The 17011-nt window shown below is 53.1% G+C and carries 13 protein-coding genes; 6 read left to right on the top strand and 7 right to left on the bottom strand.

What is annotated here, in order from left to right:
• Positions 1 to 31 precede the first annotated feature (31 nt).
• The gene (locus DEP07_RS14655) at positions 32 to 1579 is read left to right on the top strand and encodes a hypothetical protein (protein WP_287102649.1); all 1548 of its coding nucleotides are present in this window, start codon (positions 32 to 34) and stop codon (positions 1577 to 1579) included.
• On the opposite strand, the gene DEP07_RS14660 is transcribed toward DEP07_RS14655, so the two are convergent.
• Positions 1576 to 2190, bottom strand: a complete 615-nt coding sequence (locus DEP07_RS14660) for a class I SAM-dependent methyltransferase (RefSeq protein WP_122962355.1) — start codon at positions 2188 to 2190, stop codon at positions 1576 to 1578. The genes DEP07_RS14655 and DEP07_RS14660 overlap by 4 nt on opposite strands.
• Positions 2191 to 2402: 212 nt before the next feature.
• Between DEP07_RS14660 and DEP07_RS14665 the strand changes: the two genes are divergently transcribed.
• Positions 2403 to 2777 carry a BlaI/MecI/CopY family transcriptional regulator gene (locus DEP07_RS14665; protein WP_173598964.1) on the top strand — a complete coding sequence of 125 codons (375 nt, stop codon included), beginning with the start codon at positions 2403 to 2405 and terminating at the stop codon, positions 2775 to 2777.
• Between the two features lie 4 nt (positions 2778 to 2781).
• Complete coding sequence (locus DEP07_RS14670) at positions 2782 to 4194, top strand: M56 family metallopeptidase (protein ID WP_217022037.1); 1413 nt, start codon at positions 2782 to 2784, stop codon at positions 4192 to 4194.
• A 981-nt stretch (positions 4195 to 5175) separates the two neighbouring features.
• Here DEP07_RS14670 and DEP07_RS14675 read toward each other — a convergent pair.
• Both DEP07_RS14675 and DEP07_RS14680 read right to left on the bottom strand, forming a co-directional pair.
• Complete coding sequence (locus DEP07_RS14675; protein ID WP_287102650.1) at positions 5176 to 5964, bottom strand: arylamine N-acetyltransferase family protein; 789 nt, start codon at positions 5962 to 5964, stop codon at positions 5176 to 5178.
• A 23-nt stretch (positions 5965 to 5987) separates the two neighbouring features.
• Positions 5988 to 7742 (bottom strand): sigma-54 interaction domain-containing protein, encoded by a 1755-nt coding sequence (locus tag DEP07_RS14680; protein ID WP_287102651.1) that lies wholly within the window; start codon positions 7740 to 7742, stop codon positions 5988 to 5990.
• A 282-nt stretch (positions 7743 to 8024) separates the two neighbouring features.
• Between DEP07_RS14680 and DEP07_RS14685 the strand changes: the two genes are divergently transcribed.
• From DEP07_RS14685 to gcvPB, 3 genes are all read left to right on the top strand, one after another.
• Positions 8025 to 8807, top strand: coding sequence for an SDR family NAD(P)-dependent oxidoreductase (locus tag DEP07_RS14685; RefSeq protein ID WP_173597265.1), 783 nt, complete (start codon positions 8025 to 8027; stop codon positions 8805 to 8807).
• Positions 8808 to 8872: 65 nt separating this feature from the next.
• Positions 8873 to 10258, top strand: coding sequence for an aminomethyl-transferring glycine dehydrogenase subunit GcvPA (gene gcvPA / locus DEP07_RS14690; protein ID WP_287102652.1), 1386 nt, complete (start codon positions 8873 to 8875; stop codon positions 10256 to 10258).
• 23 nt (positions 10259 to 10281) lie between these two features.
• On the top strand, positions 10282 to 11871 hold the full coding sequence (gcvPB, locus tag DEP07_RS14695) for an aminomethyl-transferring glycine dehydrogenase subunit GcvPB (protein ID WP_287102653.1): 1590 nt from the start codon (positions 10282 to 10284) through the stop codon (positions 11869 to 11871).
• Between the two features lie 114 nt (positions 11872 to 11985).
• On the opposite strand, the gene DEP07_RS14700 is transcribed toward gcvPB, so the two are convergent.
• From DEP07_RS14700 to DEP07_RS14715, 4 genes are all read right to left on the bottom strand, one after another.
• A complete protein-coding gene (locus DEP07_RS14700; protein WP_122962347.1) occupies positions 11986 to 12531 on the bottom strand; it encodes a hypothetical protein in 546 nt (181 codons plus the stop codon).
• A 48-nt stretch (positions 12532 to 12579) separates the two neighbouring features.
• Complete coding sequence (locus DEP07_RS14705) at positions 12580 to 14184, bottom strand: bifunctional metallophosphatase/5'-nucleotidase (RefSeq protein WP_287102654.1); 1605 nt, start codon at positions 14182 to 14184, stop codon at positions 12580 to 12582.
• Positions 14185 to 14516: 332 nt separating this feature from the next.
• Positions 14517 to 15776: a glycosyl hydrolase family 18 protein gene (locus DEP07_RS14710; RefSeq protein ID WP_287102655.1), complete on the bottom strand. Its 1260-nt coding sequence runs from the start codon at positions 15774 to 15776 to the stop codon at positions 14517 to 14519.
• A gap of 158 nt (positions 15777 to 15934) precedes the next feature.
• The gene (locus DEP07_RS14715; protein ID WP_122962344.1) at positions 15935 to 17005 is read right to left on the bottom strand and encodes an enoyl-CoA hydratase/isomerase family protein; all 1071 of its coding nucleotides are present in this window, start codon (positions 17003 to 17005) and stop codon (positions 15935 to 15937) included.
• Positions 17006 to 17011: the final 6 nt, after the last annotated feature.

Below are 17011 nucleotides of genomic sequence, written 5' to 3' on the forward strand. Positions count from 1 at the left end.
CAAATGGGTTAAGACTCCCAAAACGGAAAGGATGATTCGTTTGATCCCCGCAGTTGGAGATATTTACTGCGTTTTCGTAGAAAAGCTGCAAAAATATACAGCGTGCCAGGTGACTTCGTTCAAGGAGTCCGAGTCCGGCAAATCCTCCAAGCTGATCAGCCTGCTCGAACTGGACTGGCTAAGCGACACGCTCCCTGACGAAGCTGAGTTATTGACGATGAAGCCGCTATCCTGCGACTTTTATTTTTGGAACAACAACTTGCAGCACAGCTATGTCGAGGCTGCCGTACCGAAAGACTACATCAAGGCAGGGAATATCCCGCCGCTTCTTCCGGGAGAAACAAACAGCTACGGCACCTGGAATGTCGGCGGCAGCATCTACCGTCAATGGCAGTGGGAGCAAATTCCCGCAGAGAAGCGCCAACTGTTCAAGCAAGCCGCAAAGGATGACGCGCTCATCACCTTGGGAACCAGGAGCCTTCGCCGCTCCACCAATGTCGTTTGGGAAGACATGCTGGCCGAGCTTGATGATGTTTCCGAGCTGGAAAAACTCCCGTGCCTCACCAAAATCCATGCAGCAGAAGCATCTGCTTCCTTGCTGGCTTTTGTCAAAAACAATCCGTTTATAATTGAGCTTCACCTGGGCAAAACGCCGATGTCGTCCATCGACCTCAGCGGCAGCCAGATTCGCAAGTTGTTTATACAAAATGCCCAAGGACTGGAGAAGCTGACGCTCAACAAAGGGCTGACCAATTTGACGATGGGCAGCGACATCTCACCCGACTTGCACATAGAGGCGGACGAGGGCGGCTATTGGTTGAGTGCTGGATTTACCTCATCTCCTCCAGACTTTCACGGATTGCCCCGTTTGGCAGGACTTCACCTGCATCAGGTGACGGAGCTGGACTTGCTGCCTATCGTCCAACGCTTTCCGGAATTGCAAGAAATGCGTCTGTGGGGAAAACCGGGAACGATCAGCAACCTCGACAGCATCAGTCAGTTGAGCAAGCTTGCTTCCTTTTCGACGTACGACATATTCGGCTTTTTGCCAGACCAGTTTCCGCCGCCGCAACAATTGCCAAAGCTCTCGACACTGTGGATGACCAGCTTGCCAGCAGATGCCGCCAAAAGCATCAAGACTGCCTACAAACAGGAGAGCAAACGCGGCCTGAATCTGTCCATCACGAAGCCGCGCAATTCGGAATGGCTCGCAAACAATTTGACCAATCCGTTCCGCGATTGGGACGGCAGGGAGAATATTACGGCGGCACAAGCCAAAAAAGCGGCTGATCAGTACAAAAAGACAGCGACTGCCCTCACCGCCTTGCAAAAACAGGCCAGCGAGCTTCCGAAAGCGGCCGACCTCGAAGCTGCCTTGCTTGAGCTGGTTGAAGCGTACACTTTGGCCTTTAACAAAATGGATCGGCGCACAGGCTTTATCGAAACAGTCGAGCGGGAAGAAATTTATGTCGTGCTGCACGACCTGCTAGATTCGACCAAGCAAAGCCTTGCCGCACAAGGACTCGCCATCGACCTCGCGCCTCTGTTCGAGCGCTTTGACCAATTGCGCGACTTTTAGAGCGCGGGCTTTTGTATGCACCACGTACTCATGCAGCGCTGCCCGGCTACATTTACCGTTTTGATCGGCTCCACAAAAATGCCCTGCAAGTCAGCTGTCGCTTGGAGCATCCGCTCTTCGTTTACGAGAAAACGCGTACTGCCATCCGGGAGCAAATACCGCTCATCGCCCAAATGCTGCACGGCATGCTCAATCCCGATCGAGGAAGCCAGACGCATGAAAAGTACGCCACCTGGCGCAAGCACCCGCCACAGCTCTTGCAGCATCTGCCGGAAATGCTGATCATTTTCCGCAAAATGCAGGACAGCGTTGCTGATGACAAACTGGAACTGCTCGTCGGCAAAGCTCATGTTGTCAACCGCTTCTACGCGCGCACGATCTGCTGCCCAATCGCTCGCTGCCAGCTCCGTTGCGAGCTTGTGCACGCTTTCTACTGCCTTGGCGGACTGATCCACGGCGTAAACCTTATAGCCATTGCGCAAAAAGTAAACGAGGTTGCGCCCTGAGCCGCAGCCTGCGTCGAGAATGCGCATCTGCTTTTGTATCCGCCCTTTTAGCAACTGATCAAACAAATAAATGTCTATATTGCCAAACTGCTCGATTACTTCCATGCCCGATCCCTCCTGCGTTTTTGTATGCTACTTTACGATAAAAGACGGCTGCCATGCTTCGCCTCAACAGATCACAGGGACTGTTGGGGCTTTTTCGTTTGTCGGATTTAAAAGATTTCATATGCGACAGAGAGAGTTGACAACACTAGATTACGAATGTAATCTATAACTGTCGATCGACTACAATTGTAATCCAAGGAGGACTGTCGTTAATGGATGATCATCCGCGAATTTCCGATGCCGAATGGGAGATTATGAAGGTCCTCTGGGCCAAATCCCCGGCTGCGGCATCTGAAGTGATTGCTGCCTTGCGCGACAACAAGACCTGGAAGGAAAAGACCATCAAGACATTGCTCAGCCGCCTTTTGCAAAAGGGCGTCATTTCGTTTGAACAAATCAATCGCGTCTATTATTACTCGCCTGTGCTCGGCGAAGAAGAATGCAAGCGAACCGAGCGGCAGTCTTTTTTGCAGCGCGTCTACGGGGGAGCGCTAAAGCCGATGCTCGTCCACTTTTTGCAGGAAGAGAAACTCTCAGCCAAGGAAATAGAAGAGTTGAAAAATATTTTGGCGGAGAAGGAGAAATAGCTCTGTGGAATGGCTAGTCTCGCTCCTGCACGCGACATTTTCCTGGATTTCGCTCAACTCCCTGCAAGCAAGCTTTCTGGTGCTGGTGATTTTGCTGTTCAAGCTGATTTTGGGCGGATATTTGCCTGCCCGCTTTCACTATGGCGTCTGGTTTCTGCTGATCATCAAGCTGGCCGTCCCTTTGTCTCTCGCAAGTCCGCTCAGTCTCTTTAATTGGCTGCCAGCTGCCTTTTCCACACCCGTGCCATATCCGTCCTCCCGAGCTGGAACCGCTGCTTTGCAAGTCGATGTTCCTCTTCAGCCGCCGCATTTTGTCGCGCATCCAGATACATATACATACATGCCGGAAGAGGCACGTTTCTTTTGGTTCGACCCGCTCTCTTTTTTGTGGCTGCTCGGGGTCATTGTTTTTGCTGTTGCGACAGCCTGGTCCGCCCGCAGCTTTTCGGCACGCAAATTGGACATTCAGCCAGTGCAAGACGTTGCGATTTTACAACTGTATGCGAGTTGCAAAAAGCAGCTAGGTATCGCCGCTTCTATTCCGTTGTCGATCAGCAGCGCCGTGACAAGTCCTGCCTTGCTGGGGATTTGGCGGCCGCGGATTCTTTTGCCCGCGCTGTTTTTGGAAAAGCTCGATGCAGACGAATTGCGCCATATTTTCTTGCACGAGCTTTGTCACTACAAACGGCATGACATCGCTGTGAACGGCCTGGCACACGCGCTGCTGATTCTAAACTGGTTCAATCCGCTGATGTGGTACGCCGTTTTCCGCATGAGGCAAGATCAGGAGGTTGCTTGCGACGCCATGACCCTTGCTTGTTTGCGCGAATCGGAAGTGACAGCGTACGGCTACACCATGGTCAAAGCGCTGGAATTGTATGCGAACCCACAACAAAGCGCCCTGACCGCCGGATTTGCCAGTTCAAAAAAATACATCAAAAGGAGAATCCACATGATCCGTCGATTTCAAAGGACCACGTATGCATGGGCCGCTTTCAGCATAAGCGCCATTATCGCTTTGGGCGCATTCACTTTGACAGGCGCCCAGGAAACATGGGGCAAAGAGCCGCTGTTCCACCTGCCTGTCGCGGGTGAGGTTGTAAGTGGCGGCGAGCAGTACGCCATTTCCATCATGAATAAAGAGGGCACCCCTGTCAAAGCGTCTGCCGCCGGAACTGTAATCAAAGCCGCTTATGATGCAAAATCGGGGAATCATGTTGTCGTTGCGCATGAAGACGGCTACCAAACCGTTTACGCGCATCTGGAAAAGCTGGAGGTCGAGCAAGGCGCACTCGTCGCCCAAGACCAGCTTATCGGGTTGCTGGGAAGCACGGGCCGCAGCACGGGGCCGCATCTTCTTTTCCAGATGACCAAAGATGGAGCGCCTGTTGATCCGTTGAAATATTTGCCGCAATAAGCTGCTCACTGATAGAACATACGATGGAAGGCTCCGCCACTGTGTTGTGTGCGAAGCCTTTTTTCTTTTTTGGGCGGCGCTTTGCAGTTTGCTTCTTCGGTACTTTAGGCGTGACGTGGAAAGAGGCTGGCGGTGGTCGGCGCGAGTTTTAATAAAACGCCAAATGCGAATACATAAAAGAAAACCTGGTCTGGGTAACGCTTTGCAGTTTGCTTCATCGGTACTTTAGACGTGGCGAGGAAAGAGACGAATCGCTGTAGCTTCTTGGGATACCCTCTGTGGGTCTAGACTGCACGGCTCCGGGGAAAAAGCGAAACCGCGTCAAAAGTAGAGGACTCAGAGAAGCGGACGCACGTTGACGCTTAAAATCGTGTTTCGCTTTTTCCTCGGAANNTTCGTCTCTTTCCTCGTCAGGGGCTGATTGTGGTCGGCGCGGGTTTCAAAGAAAAATACCAATGCCAAAAAGCTTATTTTAGCTGACGCTTTGTAGTCTGCGTCATCGGTACTTTAGCGGTGGTGATCGGGGATTTCAAAAAAACACAGAAACATGAGCAAGAGTCTTCTTGAAGACGGTCGCTTCATACAACCCGTTCATGAAAAAACTTGTTCAATTTCTGCTCTGGATTTTCCCCCCTGATCAACCATCCAAAAGCGATGTCCGACCAAAGCCACACGTTGGCCGAGGAAACAGGAGAAACAAGCGAAAGGGCTTTGGGACTCCTTCCGAGACGGAGGTGAAAAAGGAAAACACGCCTTTAAGCGGCAACGTGCGTCCACTTCCTCGATCTCGCTGCTTTTGACGCGGTTTTCCTTTTTCGCCGGAGACGGCCAGTCCACGCTTCCCCGCTAGAGGCCCAAGTCCCTACAGCGGTTTCTCCTGTTTCCTCTCTCCACTACAGCTCCGCTCAACACCCGCACTAAAAATTTCCACCCCAGATCAATCTTTCAAAAAACCACGATCCGCCCAAAGCCTAACAGTCATCAATCCCAATCCCGCCAGCCAAAATACCGCCTGGCCAACTCTTTAAATCTAGCTTCGTCAACGCTCTCCTTCGTCACACGCCCATCGACCCACTCGGTAAACGTGGCATTCGTCAAAGTGATGTTTCCCGTAGGCGTCAACTGCGTCAGCAATGGGCTTTTGTTGAAAGGAGACTCCGCGTGATCAGCGATAATCGTCTGAATCTCATCGCATTCGAATAGCCCGGCAATCGGTCTTTCGGGGTCGAAAGCATACCCGATTCTCCACTCCGTATCCTTGTGCTTCAACTTCATCTCCAGCACATGGCTCCCATACTCGCTATCCATTCTGCCTACACGAAACTCTCCATTAGCAGAAGTCACCGTCTCCCCGCTCAGCGGAACAGGCTTCAGCGGCAAGTTCCCGCCAAACCCCGTATCCACTAAATACTGCCGCCCTTGATGACGGAGCACAATCGTCAGATGCGTGCGCCCAATCGTCAAAAAGGCTCGTTCCGCAGGCTTATACACGACCCCTCTGGTCAAAACGGCATCAAAGCCGTTTTCCAGCAAAAAGAAATACAAAAGCGAATTAAGCTCGTAGCACAGCCCGCCTTCCCGCTCCACCAATATTTTGCTCATCACATTTTCTTTGGTGATCGCTTTCGTTTGTTGCTCGATGACGCGCATATTTTCAAAAGGGATAGCCAGCGCTGCTTTTTCCAGAACCAAGTCCAGCTTTTCAAAAGGAATCGTCTCAGTTTCTGGAATGCCAATTCGTTGCCGAAACAAAGTATCGAACTCACCCATTTTGTCGCCCTCCTATATGCCAGCTATATGCCCAGCAGTTTCAGCTTCCGGTACAGCGTGCGGATTCCGATTCCCAGCTCTTCCGCTACTTTCTGCTTTCCTTTCAGATCGGTTCCGTGCTTTTGCAAAGCAGCGCGGATCGCGTCCGCCTGCACATCAGCGACGCGCGCCTTGATCGCAGTCGTCGCAGCAGAGTGGCCAGTGACCAACCGACTGCACAGCCGGGGTGGCAAACTGCCTGGCGTGATGACGGAATCGCTCTCCATGTTCATCGCATATTCGATCGCGTTTTCCAGCTCTCTGACATTTCCCGGCCAGTCATACGCCTTGAGCACAGCCAACGTATCGGGGGAAAAGCCGAAAAAGCTGCGCCCCGTTTTCGTCACGCATTTTTGCAAAAAGGCATTCGCCAGCGGCTCAATGTCCTCCCGTCTTTCGGCAAGCGGCGGAACGTGGAGCGGAATGACGTTCAGCCGATAGTAAAGATCGGCGCGAAATGCCTTGTTCGCCACCAGCTCCTCCAAATTCTGATTCGTGGCCGCGATGACGCGAACGTTGATCGGAAACGCTCTCGTTCCACCGACACGCTCCACCACCATTTCCTGCAATACGCGCAGCAGCTTCGCTTGCAAAGACAGCGGCATATCGCCAATCTCGTCGAGAAACAGCGTCCCGCCATCTGCAAGCTCGAAGCGCCCGGGCTTGCCGCCTTTTTTGGCTCCTGTAAAAGCTCCGTCCTCATAGCCAAACAGTTCGCTTTCAAACAAGCTCTCGGGAATGCTCGCACAGTTGATCGCTACAAACGGATAAAACGCCCTGTTGCCGGAATCATGGATCGCTTTGGCCAGATGCCCTTTTCCCGTTCCTGTTTCACCCGTGATCAGCACCGTAGAGCTGCTGTCCTTGATCTTCCTTGCGATTTCCTTGACCTCGCGAATCGCCTCGCTGCTGCCAACCAGATGATCCAAGCCCTCATCTCTCAGAGACAGGGAACGTCGCTGCCCCGCTTGCGGCAGCGCAGTCGCAGGAGACTCCCGCGGGACACGCAAAACCCCGCCGATCAGTTGATTGTCGACAACGATTGGCGTCGCCTCCGCCGAAGCATCGAGCTTGTCGACAAGACAGTTGGCGACTGGCAAATAGTGCGCCGCCATGCCTGACAAGGACGGTAGAAACATCCGCGAGATGTCGGCGGGAAGCAGCTCGTTTTGAGCCAAAAGCGTACGGGCGCTGGTGTTAGTATGGATGATATTGCCGCTGCGGTCAAAAGTCAGGTACGCGTCGTTCAGCGTATCAAGCGCCCCTTCCAGCAAAAGCTTTTCTTCATCGGCAGAGCTGGTTTGGGTAGCCGAATGAGTCTGGACGATCGTCGTAATCAACTCGCTTATTTCCAGCAAAATTTGCTGGTATTTCTCTGTATGCTTGGACAGGCGATGCTGCCCTTCTTTTGTAAAAGACGTGAGGGAAACGATCCCAATCGCCTGATCCGCAATCTTGATCGACGAGAGCAGCTCGACCTTTGCCGGACAACTGTCAAGAAAACGGCAGCCCTCGCACATTTCCATAAAACCCGGTTTGTCTACGAGAAACTGGCCTTTTGACAAGATGAACTGCAGCGAAGGGATATGCACATGGTTGCCCTTCTGTTTCAGATAGCGCTCTGTGCTGACCACCAGCAAACCACGTTCGTTGATGACGGCTGCATCGACGTTTAAAATGTCCGAAATGCCAGTGATCACTTTTTCGATAGCCGGCTTGTAGCGTTCCAGCGAAAGCATGCGCATCCCCCTTTGTTTCCTCTTCCTTTTAGTTTATTAAAAATTCAGATACCTTACAATCAAATTGCCTTTTGCCGTGTCAAAAATGGCAAATCGTTTGTCAATCGTGGCAAACAATACGTGTCTGCGCTTCTGGCGAAGAACGGCATAATCGCCATTTCTGGCATCAGACTGGCAGCGGAACTCGGAAAATCGTTGCCAAAAAAATATTGGCACAGAGCTTGCAACATGTAAGATCACAAAAGCAAAAGAAATGAAACAGCCAGGGAGGATCGATCAACCTTGCCAAACGTTAACGATATTTTTCAACTGGATGGAAAAATTGCCTTGGTCACAGGCGGCGCTTCCGGCATCGGCCTTGCCACTGCAAAGCGTCTCGCTCAATTCGGCGTCAAGGTCATGCTGCTCGACATCAATCAGGAGCTTGGAGAAAAAGCCGCAGGCGAGATTAACGAGTCTGGCGGGTTCGCCCAGTTTTTTATGTGCAACGTCGTTTCCCAAGCTGATTGTCAGCGAGTGGCCGAGTCGGTGGAGCAAGCTTTTGGCCGCATCGATATTTTGTTCAACAACGCTGGCGTCATCCGGCGCAAAACGGTTGTCGAGCTGGCGGAAGACGAGTGGGATCTCGTCATCGATGTATCGCTCAAAGGGGCGTACAACCTGTCCAAGTTCGTCATTCCGATCATGGCGAAAAACGGCGGCGGCAGCATTATCAACACAGGCTCCGGCTGGGGCATCAAAGGCGGCGACAAGGCAGCAGCCTACTGCGCAGCCAAAGCAGGCATCGTCAACCTGACAAGGGCAATGGCAATCGATCACGGCCCGGAGAACATTCGCGTCAACTGCGTTTCGCCTGGCGATACGGACACGCCACTGCTGCGGGAAGAAGCTCGCCAGCTAAATAAGGAAGAAGGGGCTTTCCTCGTCTCCTCCGCGCAGGGCCGACCTTTGGAGCGTCTTGGCACGCCAAAAGATATCGCCAACGCCGTCCTGTTTTTTGCCAGTGACCTCTCGACTTGGGTGACAGGCTCCGTGCTGGTCGTAGATGGCGGCGGACTGGCCTAGAAGCGGCTTTCCGTTCTTACATTCTTACATGACAGAAAAGTATGAAAAAATGGAGGGACACATACATGAGCGCCAAACCTTTTGCACATCCGTACATCCCGAACTCAGCGCCCGCTGTCAAAGAGCAGATGCTGAAGGAAATCGGGCTGGGCAGCATTGAGGAGATTTTTGCTGACATTCCGCAGGAGCTGCGCCTGAAAGAAAAAATGAACATTCCCCCTGCTTTGACTGAATACGAGCTGGAGCGACACGTCAACCAGCTCATGAACAAAAACATTACGACGAAAGAATACATCAGCTTTCTCGGGGCTGGCTGCTGGCCTCACTTCATTCCGGCTGTGTGCGACGAGATCAACTCGCGCGCCGAGTTTCTGACCGCTTATGCAGGTGAGCCATACGAGGACAAAGGACGTTTTCAAGCCCTGTTTGAATACCAGAGCCTGGTTGCCGAGCTGGTCGACATGGATGTCGTCAACGTCCCGACCTTTGACTGGGCGCAGGCTGCTTCTACTGCGCTGCGCATGGCAGCGCGCATTACGAAGCGCACCGAGCTGTTGCTCCCGAAAAACATCCATCCCGACAAGCTGCTGATCATCCGAAACTACACCTCCCCTGATCTGACGCTTACACTGGTGGACTTCACGGAAGATACCGGAGCTATCGATCTGGCAGACTTGCAGGCGAAGCTTGGCCCTAACACTGCCGCTGTCTATTTTGAAAATCCGTCCTTCCTCGGCTCGCTGGAAACGAACGGGCAATTGATTGCAGACCTCGCCCACGCTGCCGGGGCATTGTGTGTCGTCGGTGTCGATCCAAGCTCGCTCGGTGTCATGGAAGCGCCCGCCAACTACGGAGCGGATATCGTGTGCGGCGATTTGCAACCGCTCGGTGTCCACATGCATTACGGCGGCGGTCAATCCGGGTTTATCGCGACGCACGACGATCCAACCTTCGTCATGGAATACCCTTCCCGCCTGTTTGGCATCGCGCCGACAGAAGTCGAAGGCGAGTATGGCTTCGGCGATGTGGCGTACGACCGCACCTCTTTTGCCAAACGGGAAAAAGGCAAAGAGTCTGTCGGTACGCAAACCGCCCTGTGGGGAATTACCGCAGGCGTGTATTTGGCGACCATGGGACCGGACGGCATGGAAGAGCTTGGACAGGGCATCATGCAACGCTCCCAGTACGCCGCGAAGCAGCTCGCCTCCTTGCCTGGCGTCGAGCTGAAGTTTTCTGGTCCGTTTTTCAAAGAATTTGTCATCGACTTTTCGCAGACAGGCAAAACGGTCAAGGAGATCAACGCGGCTCTGCTCTCTCGCGGCATTTTCGGCGGCGTCGACCTGACCACACACGATCCGCAGCTTGAGCAATGCGCCCTTTTCTGCGTGACAGAAGTCCATTCCAAAGAAGAGATCGACGCGCTCGCTACTGCGCTTGCAAGCATCGTGTAAACAGGAAAAGGAGGAGATCAACGATGAAAACATCCGAAGGAACGATCGGAAAAATGAAGCGGATTCCCCGCGATCACAAAGTCAGACGCTTCCACCAGGCCAAGTGGGATGAGCCTGTCATTTTTGAACTGAGCCAGCCCGGCGAGCGAGGAGTCGAGGTTCCCCGCGTCGAGCAGGAGATTGTCGCATCTGTCGGAGACGGTGTGTCTCAGCTTCCAGACAGTCTGCGCCGCAAAAAGCGCCCCAATCTCCCGCAAATCAGCCAGTTCCGTGTGATTCGCCACTATTCCCGCCTGTCGCAGGAGGTGCTCGGCGCGGACTTTAACGTCGAGATCGGCCAAGGCACATGCACGATGAAATACTCGCCGAAAATCAACGAGCGCTTCGCCCGCTCGCCCAAAATGGCGGAGCTGCACCCTTTGCAAGACGAGTCCACCGTTCAGGGCATGCTGGAAATCACCTACAAGCTCGACCTGTTTTTGCGCGAAGTATCCGGCATGGACAAATTCTCCTTCCAGCCGGGCAGCGGCACGCAGGCACTGCTTACGCAAGCCTCTATCGTCCGCAAATACCACGAATCCCGCGGCGAAGGCGAGCTGCGCAACGAGTTTTTGACAACGCACTTTTCGCACCCGTCGCAAGCCGCAACCGCCGCAGTCAAAGGCTTCAAAATCATTTACGTGCCTGCCGACGAAAACGGCTACCCTGATCTGGAGGCGCTGAAAGGGCTTGTGTCGAAACGGACGGCTGCTTTTGCCGTAGCCAATCCGGAAGACACTGGCATCTACAACTCCCGCATCAAGGAATTTACCGACGTGGTTCACGCCGCAGGAGGGCTTTGCTGCTACGACCAGGCAAACGCCAACGGTTTGCTCGGCATTACCCGCGCCTTGGAGGCTGGCTTCGACATGTGCTTCTTCAACCTGCACAAAACCTTTTCCATCCCCCATGCCTGCGGCGGCCCTGCGACTGGAGCCATCGGCGTGACGGAAAAGCTGGAGGAGTTCCTGCCGGGTCCGCTCGTCGACTTCGACGGAGAGCGTTATTACTACAAGCGAGAATTGAAAAACAGCATCGGCAAAGTCCGCAGCTTCTACGGCGTGCCGCCGGCTGTCCTGCGCGCCTACGCCTGGATTCGGGCGCTCGGAGCGGAAGGGCTGGAAGAAGCAGCGAAAATCGCCTGCCTCAACAACAATTACTTGTACCACAAAATTTTGCAGATTCGCGGCGCCAGTGCCCCGTATATCAAGGGCCGCCGGCTGGAACAGGTTCGCTACAGCTGGCAGAAGCTCACCGAAGACACGGGCGTCACGACTTACGATGTCCAGCGGCGCATGGCTGACTTCGCCCACCATTACTGGACCAGCCATCACCCTTATATCGTGCCGGAGCCGTTCACGCTGGAACCGACCGAGTCGTATTCCAAAGCCGAGCTGGACGAATACATCGCAGCCTTGACCCACATCTCCCAGGAAGCATACGAAAATCCGGAAATCGTCCAAACCGCCCCCCACAACAGCACAGGCCACCGCGTCATCGAATCGGTGCTGGACGATCCCGAACAGTGGGCGATTACATGGAGAGCCTATCTGAAAAAAACGGCTAAGGAATAGGGCGTTCTGCGCCCTGATTTCTTCATGGTGTTCCAGCAGTACCCTTAGCTCGTATTGTTTTGTTAGACAAAACAACCAGTGTGATTCCACGAAAGGAACCACACTGGTTGTTTCTTACCCAAGGTTTTTTCTGTATGTATCCTTGTATCTTTTTTCATACTCACATATAACGGATAGTTGCTTTGTATGAAACGATTCAGCAATTCCGTATTGAATAAGGCAAGAAAAATACTCTCTACATAATGCAAACAACTTATCTATCCATTCTTTCTCTGGCAATTCAGCCTGTACAATCGTATTTCCGTCTTTTACAGCTGTTAACAACAGTTTGTTTTCACCCGTTTGTCTCAGACCGATTGTAATTACGCCAAGACCGTAAATGTCTTCGCTAATTGTTTTTTTGGCACTCAAGTAGTAATCCTCAACCACGGCAATCAATTGCGTTAGCAGCCTGACATCACAAAAACGGAAATCAGATACTGACTTACCTTGATACGTGATCAAAAGTGCCTCTAAAAAATTGCTATCGCTTGGATCTATGGCTCTCTGAATTCCACTTTTGTTCTGAATAGAGAAAAAGGAAGTGTTTGCTTCTCTTTCGATAAAGCGAAAATCGATGTCATCTGAAGGTACAGCAATATGTAACCTCATATCAACCATACGAATGGGAACTTCTTATCTCGTTACGTTTTTTCCTTATACTCCGCTTTACCCGCCGCTCCCCTGCCCGCCAATCGCAACCACGCTCCAGTTCGCATTGACAGTCGCCTTGACCACTTTTCGCTCCAGCAAGTACGTCGCCAGCAGTTCCGCGATCTCGATCGCCAACTCGCGAACGACTGGCTTGTGCTGGAACATCGTGTAGTTGCCGCCCCCACCCGCACGGTAATGATTCATGACGACCTCGTACTCGGCAGCCATCTCAAGCGGCTTGTGCTCTTGCGCCAAAAATTCGATTCGCTGTCCGAGCGGCTTCGCGACATTGATCCGGTATTCGATGCCTTCCCACATGTCATAGTTGTAGTGCTGCGGCTTTGGTACGAGAAAGCGCGGGCTGACGACGATTTCTCCCGTCTCGTCCAGATCAAAGTAGCCTGCCGTCTGCTCCAATGCATCCTTGATATCCTGTCCGGTCACACGCAATACTTTTAGCGTATTCGGATAAATGTAGTTGCTGACGATATCGCGCATGGTCACGTTTTCCGCAAATCCGGCTGCGGCATTGTCAAACAGCGCCGTACTCGAAATCGCCGCCCCTGACATCTCGATCTGCACCCGATTGATAAACTCGATGAACGGATGCTCCTGCAATCTCGCCGCCAGCGGATCAGTTATGCGCATATTGCCTTCAATTCGACCGATTGGCTGATCCAGCCATTGCTGCGTCTCCGCCTCGTAATCCGCTGCCAGTTCCAGCAGGGACGCATCTGGCTGCACGCCCTCTGCCGACAGCAGACTGACCTGTTTTTGCCTAATCTCCCATCGCGACTCCTTTGCCCGCAAATTCAGGACGACTTTTCCCGCCATCCGTCCTTCGTGCCCCGGCTGCACGATCGCGACACCGTGAACAGTGGCAGCGAGCATCCGATGCTGATGTCCCGTCAGCAAAACATCGATGCCCTCGACAGATGCGCACAGCTCATATCCTTGATTCTCCGTAGTGAGCGGTTCGGTCGGTTCCCCTGTCTCGGCATCCCGTTCCAACCCGCCGTGATAGGCGACCACAACAACGTCGACCGCTTCTTCTTCGCGCAAAAAGCGCACCCAGTAGCGGGCCGTTTCGACCAGATCGCGAAATTGAATGCCAGCAATATGCGCCGGATTTTCCCAATGCGGGATATAAGAAGTAGTCAGACCGATTATGCCTATCGCAAGTCCGTTTGCGAAGCGCTTGACTGTGTACGCCCGGCCAAAAAAGGGCTTTCCGTCCGCATCGGTCAAATTCGCGCACAGCCAGGGGAAGCGGCTTTCGCTCATCGCCTTTTGCAAAAACGGCAACCCGTAATTAAACTCATGGTTTCCCGGTATAGCGGCATCATAGCCCAATTCGTTCAGGCAGAGAATCATCGGGTTCGGCTGCTCGTGGCTGATGCGGGCATGATGATAGGCAAGCGGCGTACCTTGGATCAGGTCGCCACAGTCGATGACAAGCAACTGATCCGCCCGCTGTTTCTCTTCCCTGATTCGGGTTGCCAGTTTGGCCAATCCCAGCTCTTTTGGCTCATGATTGGCATAAGAATGCGGGAAAATGCTCCCGTGCAAATCACTCGTTTGCAAAATCGTCAAGGTGCATTCCTGATCAGGTGCCAGCATGTTGATTCACTCCGTTCTCTCTCGCGCTTCTTCCCCTATCATAGCGGATTCGCCTGCTGAAAAACCGCTTTTCACAAGAGCTTTATGGTAATTTGACAATCGTCCCAACCATGTTTGATCCGATCAAATTTGTTCATCCATGCCCTGCTCTTCAAGCTTTTTGTCGCTCCGGTCAGGCGGGCGGCGCAAGCTTCTTTGCAGCCGCTGCTCAATGATTCGCGGCTGCTCCGTCTTCAACAAGTGGACGATGTAAAACAAGGTGCCTATAATAACGCAAAATCCAGAAAACAGCCGCCCTGCTCACAGACGACTGTTGTCTCATACCAGCTTGGCTAGATCACTTTTTTCACCGTGAAAAAGAACGGAATCAACACTTTCGATTGCGGGAACTCGAAGCCGAGCTGCCACGCGCCTACACCGCGCAGACGGTACTCGTAAACCAGCCTGTATTTTTCAGCGCGGCCGCGCACGTTTTCGAACCAGACAATGTGCTTCCTCCCATTTTCATCCCAGTACGTAAAATGCGGCTGCTGGTACTCGGCAGAAAACTGGATCGGCACCGAGTAGCGCATCGATAGCTGGACAGCATCGGCTACTCTCACAGGCTGCGCGCTCACGACGTTGTCTCCCTGCATCATCCAGTTGTAGCCGTAACGCGCGACTCCCAAAATGATTTTTTTCCGGTTCATCTGGGAAATGGCGTACTCGATCGTGCGGCGCACTTCCCCAATCGGGGCGACTGGGCCAGGCTCGCTTCCTGCTTCATGGTAGTCATACGTCATGAGAAAAACGAAGTCCACTGCCGCGCCGATCCCTTTGTAGTCGTAGCCTTTCAGCCACTCGACTTCATCGTTTGTCTTCGCAGGCAGCGCGACCGAAAGAAAGTAACCGTGCGGCTTCAACCGCTGCCGCAAAGCGCGCAGGAAGTTCGTATACAAATCGCGTTCCTGCGGGCGAACCAGCTCGAAGTCAACGTTTACGCCCGCGTAATTTTTCGTCCGCACCAGTGTGTAAATGTTGTCGATCAGACGTTGGGTCTGCTCGCGACTGTTCAGGATTTGCCGAACCAGCTCTGCATTGAAGCCCGTTGCCGTCAGATTGGTAATGACGGCCAGCGGCGCAACACGATGCCGTCTGCTGGCACGAATGACAGCCGCATCGTCCAGCTGGCTAAGGGCACCGCCAGGTAAAAGATGGTGCTCGAAAATGCCGTAATACGTGTTGTTCGCGGCTGAATTGACGATGATTTTCTCGTCATTTTCCGGTGTCGTCAGCAGCAAATAACTGAAGTTTTCCACCGGATATTTGGCTCTGGTTGGCAGTCTGAGCCTTTTGCCGGGAGTAAGCGCGTACGAAGTCAGTCCGTTCGCTTCCTGCAACGCCTTTGGAGTCACAAAACTCATCTGGGCGATGGCATACAGCGAATCGCCTGGCTGGACGATGTATGTTTTTGTCGGGATAACCAAATCCTGCCCGGGCACGAGCGTCGTTACTGTCAAACCGTTGGTCGATTGCAAGACCGCCATCGGAACCTCGAATTTCGCGGCGACAGAATAGAGAGAATCACCCGGTTTTACTGTGTAGATGAACATGTAGACGCTCCTTTTTGCCATTTCATACGATGTACATTTATATGAGGCAGGCGATCAAAAGGAGCTTGCACCCATTGCGATCCAACCGTAGCGGGATAAGCAGCACGCAAAAAAGTGCCCAGCCGGGAGCTTCCTTCCCAGCCAGACACTTTTCTCGATCAAGATGACGCCACACTGTCGCTCGCCTGAAAAAACCGTTCCACCAGCTCTGGCGAAACATCTGCCAACGTGCGGTACGCATAACGCGGAGAGCGATCCTTGTCGATGAGCACCGAGCGCACCCCTTCAAAAAAATCGGGATGCCGCATGAAGTTTTGCGCAAGCACGAGGTCAGTCGCAAAGCATTCTTCTCTCGTCTTGCCTTTTCCGTCAATCAGCTGCTTCAAGGTGACTTTCAGCGAGCTTGGTGATTTTGACAGCAAAGCCTCGATTGTTTCTCTCGCAAACTCGCTCTCTTCTGCTGCCAGGGACGCAACGATTTCCTCCAGCGTGGCAAAAGCAAAATGACGATCAATCTGCTCGCGCACTCCGGCAAGCCTCCCTGCCCCTGCCGGATTTTCTGCATAGGTAGCCACAAGCCTGTTCAACTCAGCCTCCGTTCCGTCTCCCGCCGCTGACCAATCCTTTCGCTCCAGCGCAAGCAGAAACGATTCCAGCCGCTCACTCGCCATATACGCGTCTGCTGCCTGGCTGTACAATACATCGGGAGCCTGAATGATCGCGGCAGTCAAGGCGAGATACTTGCCGATTTGTCCTGGCGCTTGATTCAAAAAATAGGCTGCGCCTACATCGGGGAAAAAGCCGATATTCATTTCCGGCATGGACCACTTCGTGCGTTCCGTCACAATGCGGTGGCTGGCACCGTAAGTCAACCCTACGCCTCCACCCATCACCACCCCGTCGAGGACGGCGACCACTGGCTTGGCGAACTCGTAAATCAACTGGTCCACCTGATATTCGTCCGCAAAAAAACGGACAGCTTTTTCCATGGCTTCTGCACTTGTATTCGCTTCGTACAGCGCTTTGATATCCCCGCCAGCGCAAAGCCCCTTCGACCCTTCGCCTTTTACAACCACCAGCCGAACCTGCTCATCACTCGCCCACTCTTGCAAACGTTGTCCAATCGCTGCAATCATCTCGTGCGTAAGCGAATTGATTGCCTTGGGACGATTCAGCGTGATCGTCGCCAGACCGTGTTCGCCAACGGAAAACAGAACGTCTTGTGTCATCAAATC

Source organism: Brevibacillus sp. (genome assembly GCF_003521185.1).
Classification (GTDB): domain Bacteria; phylum Bacillota; class Bacilli; order Brevibacillales; family Brevibacillaceae; genus Brevibacillus; species Brevibacillus parabrevis.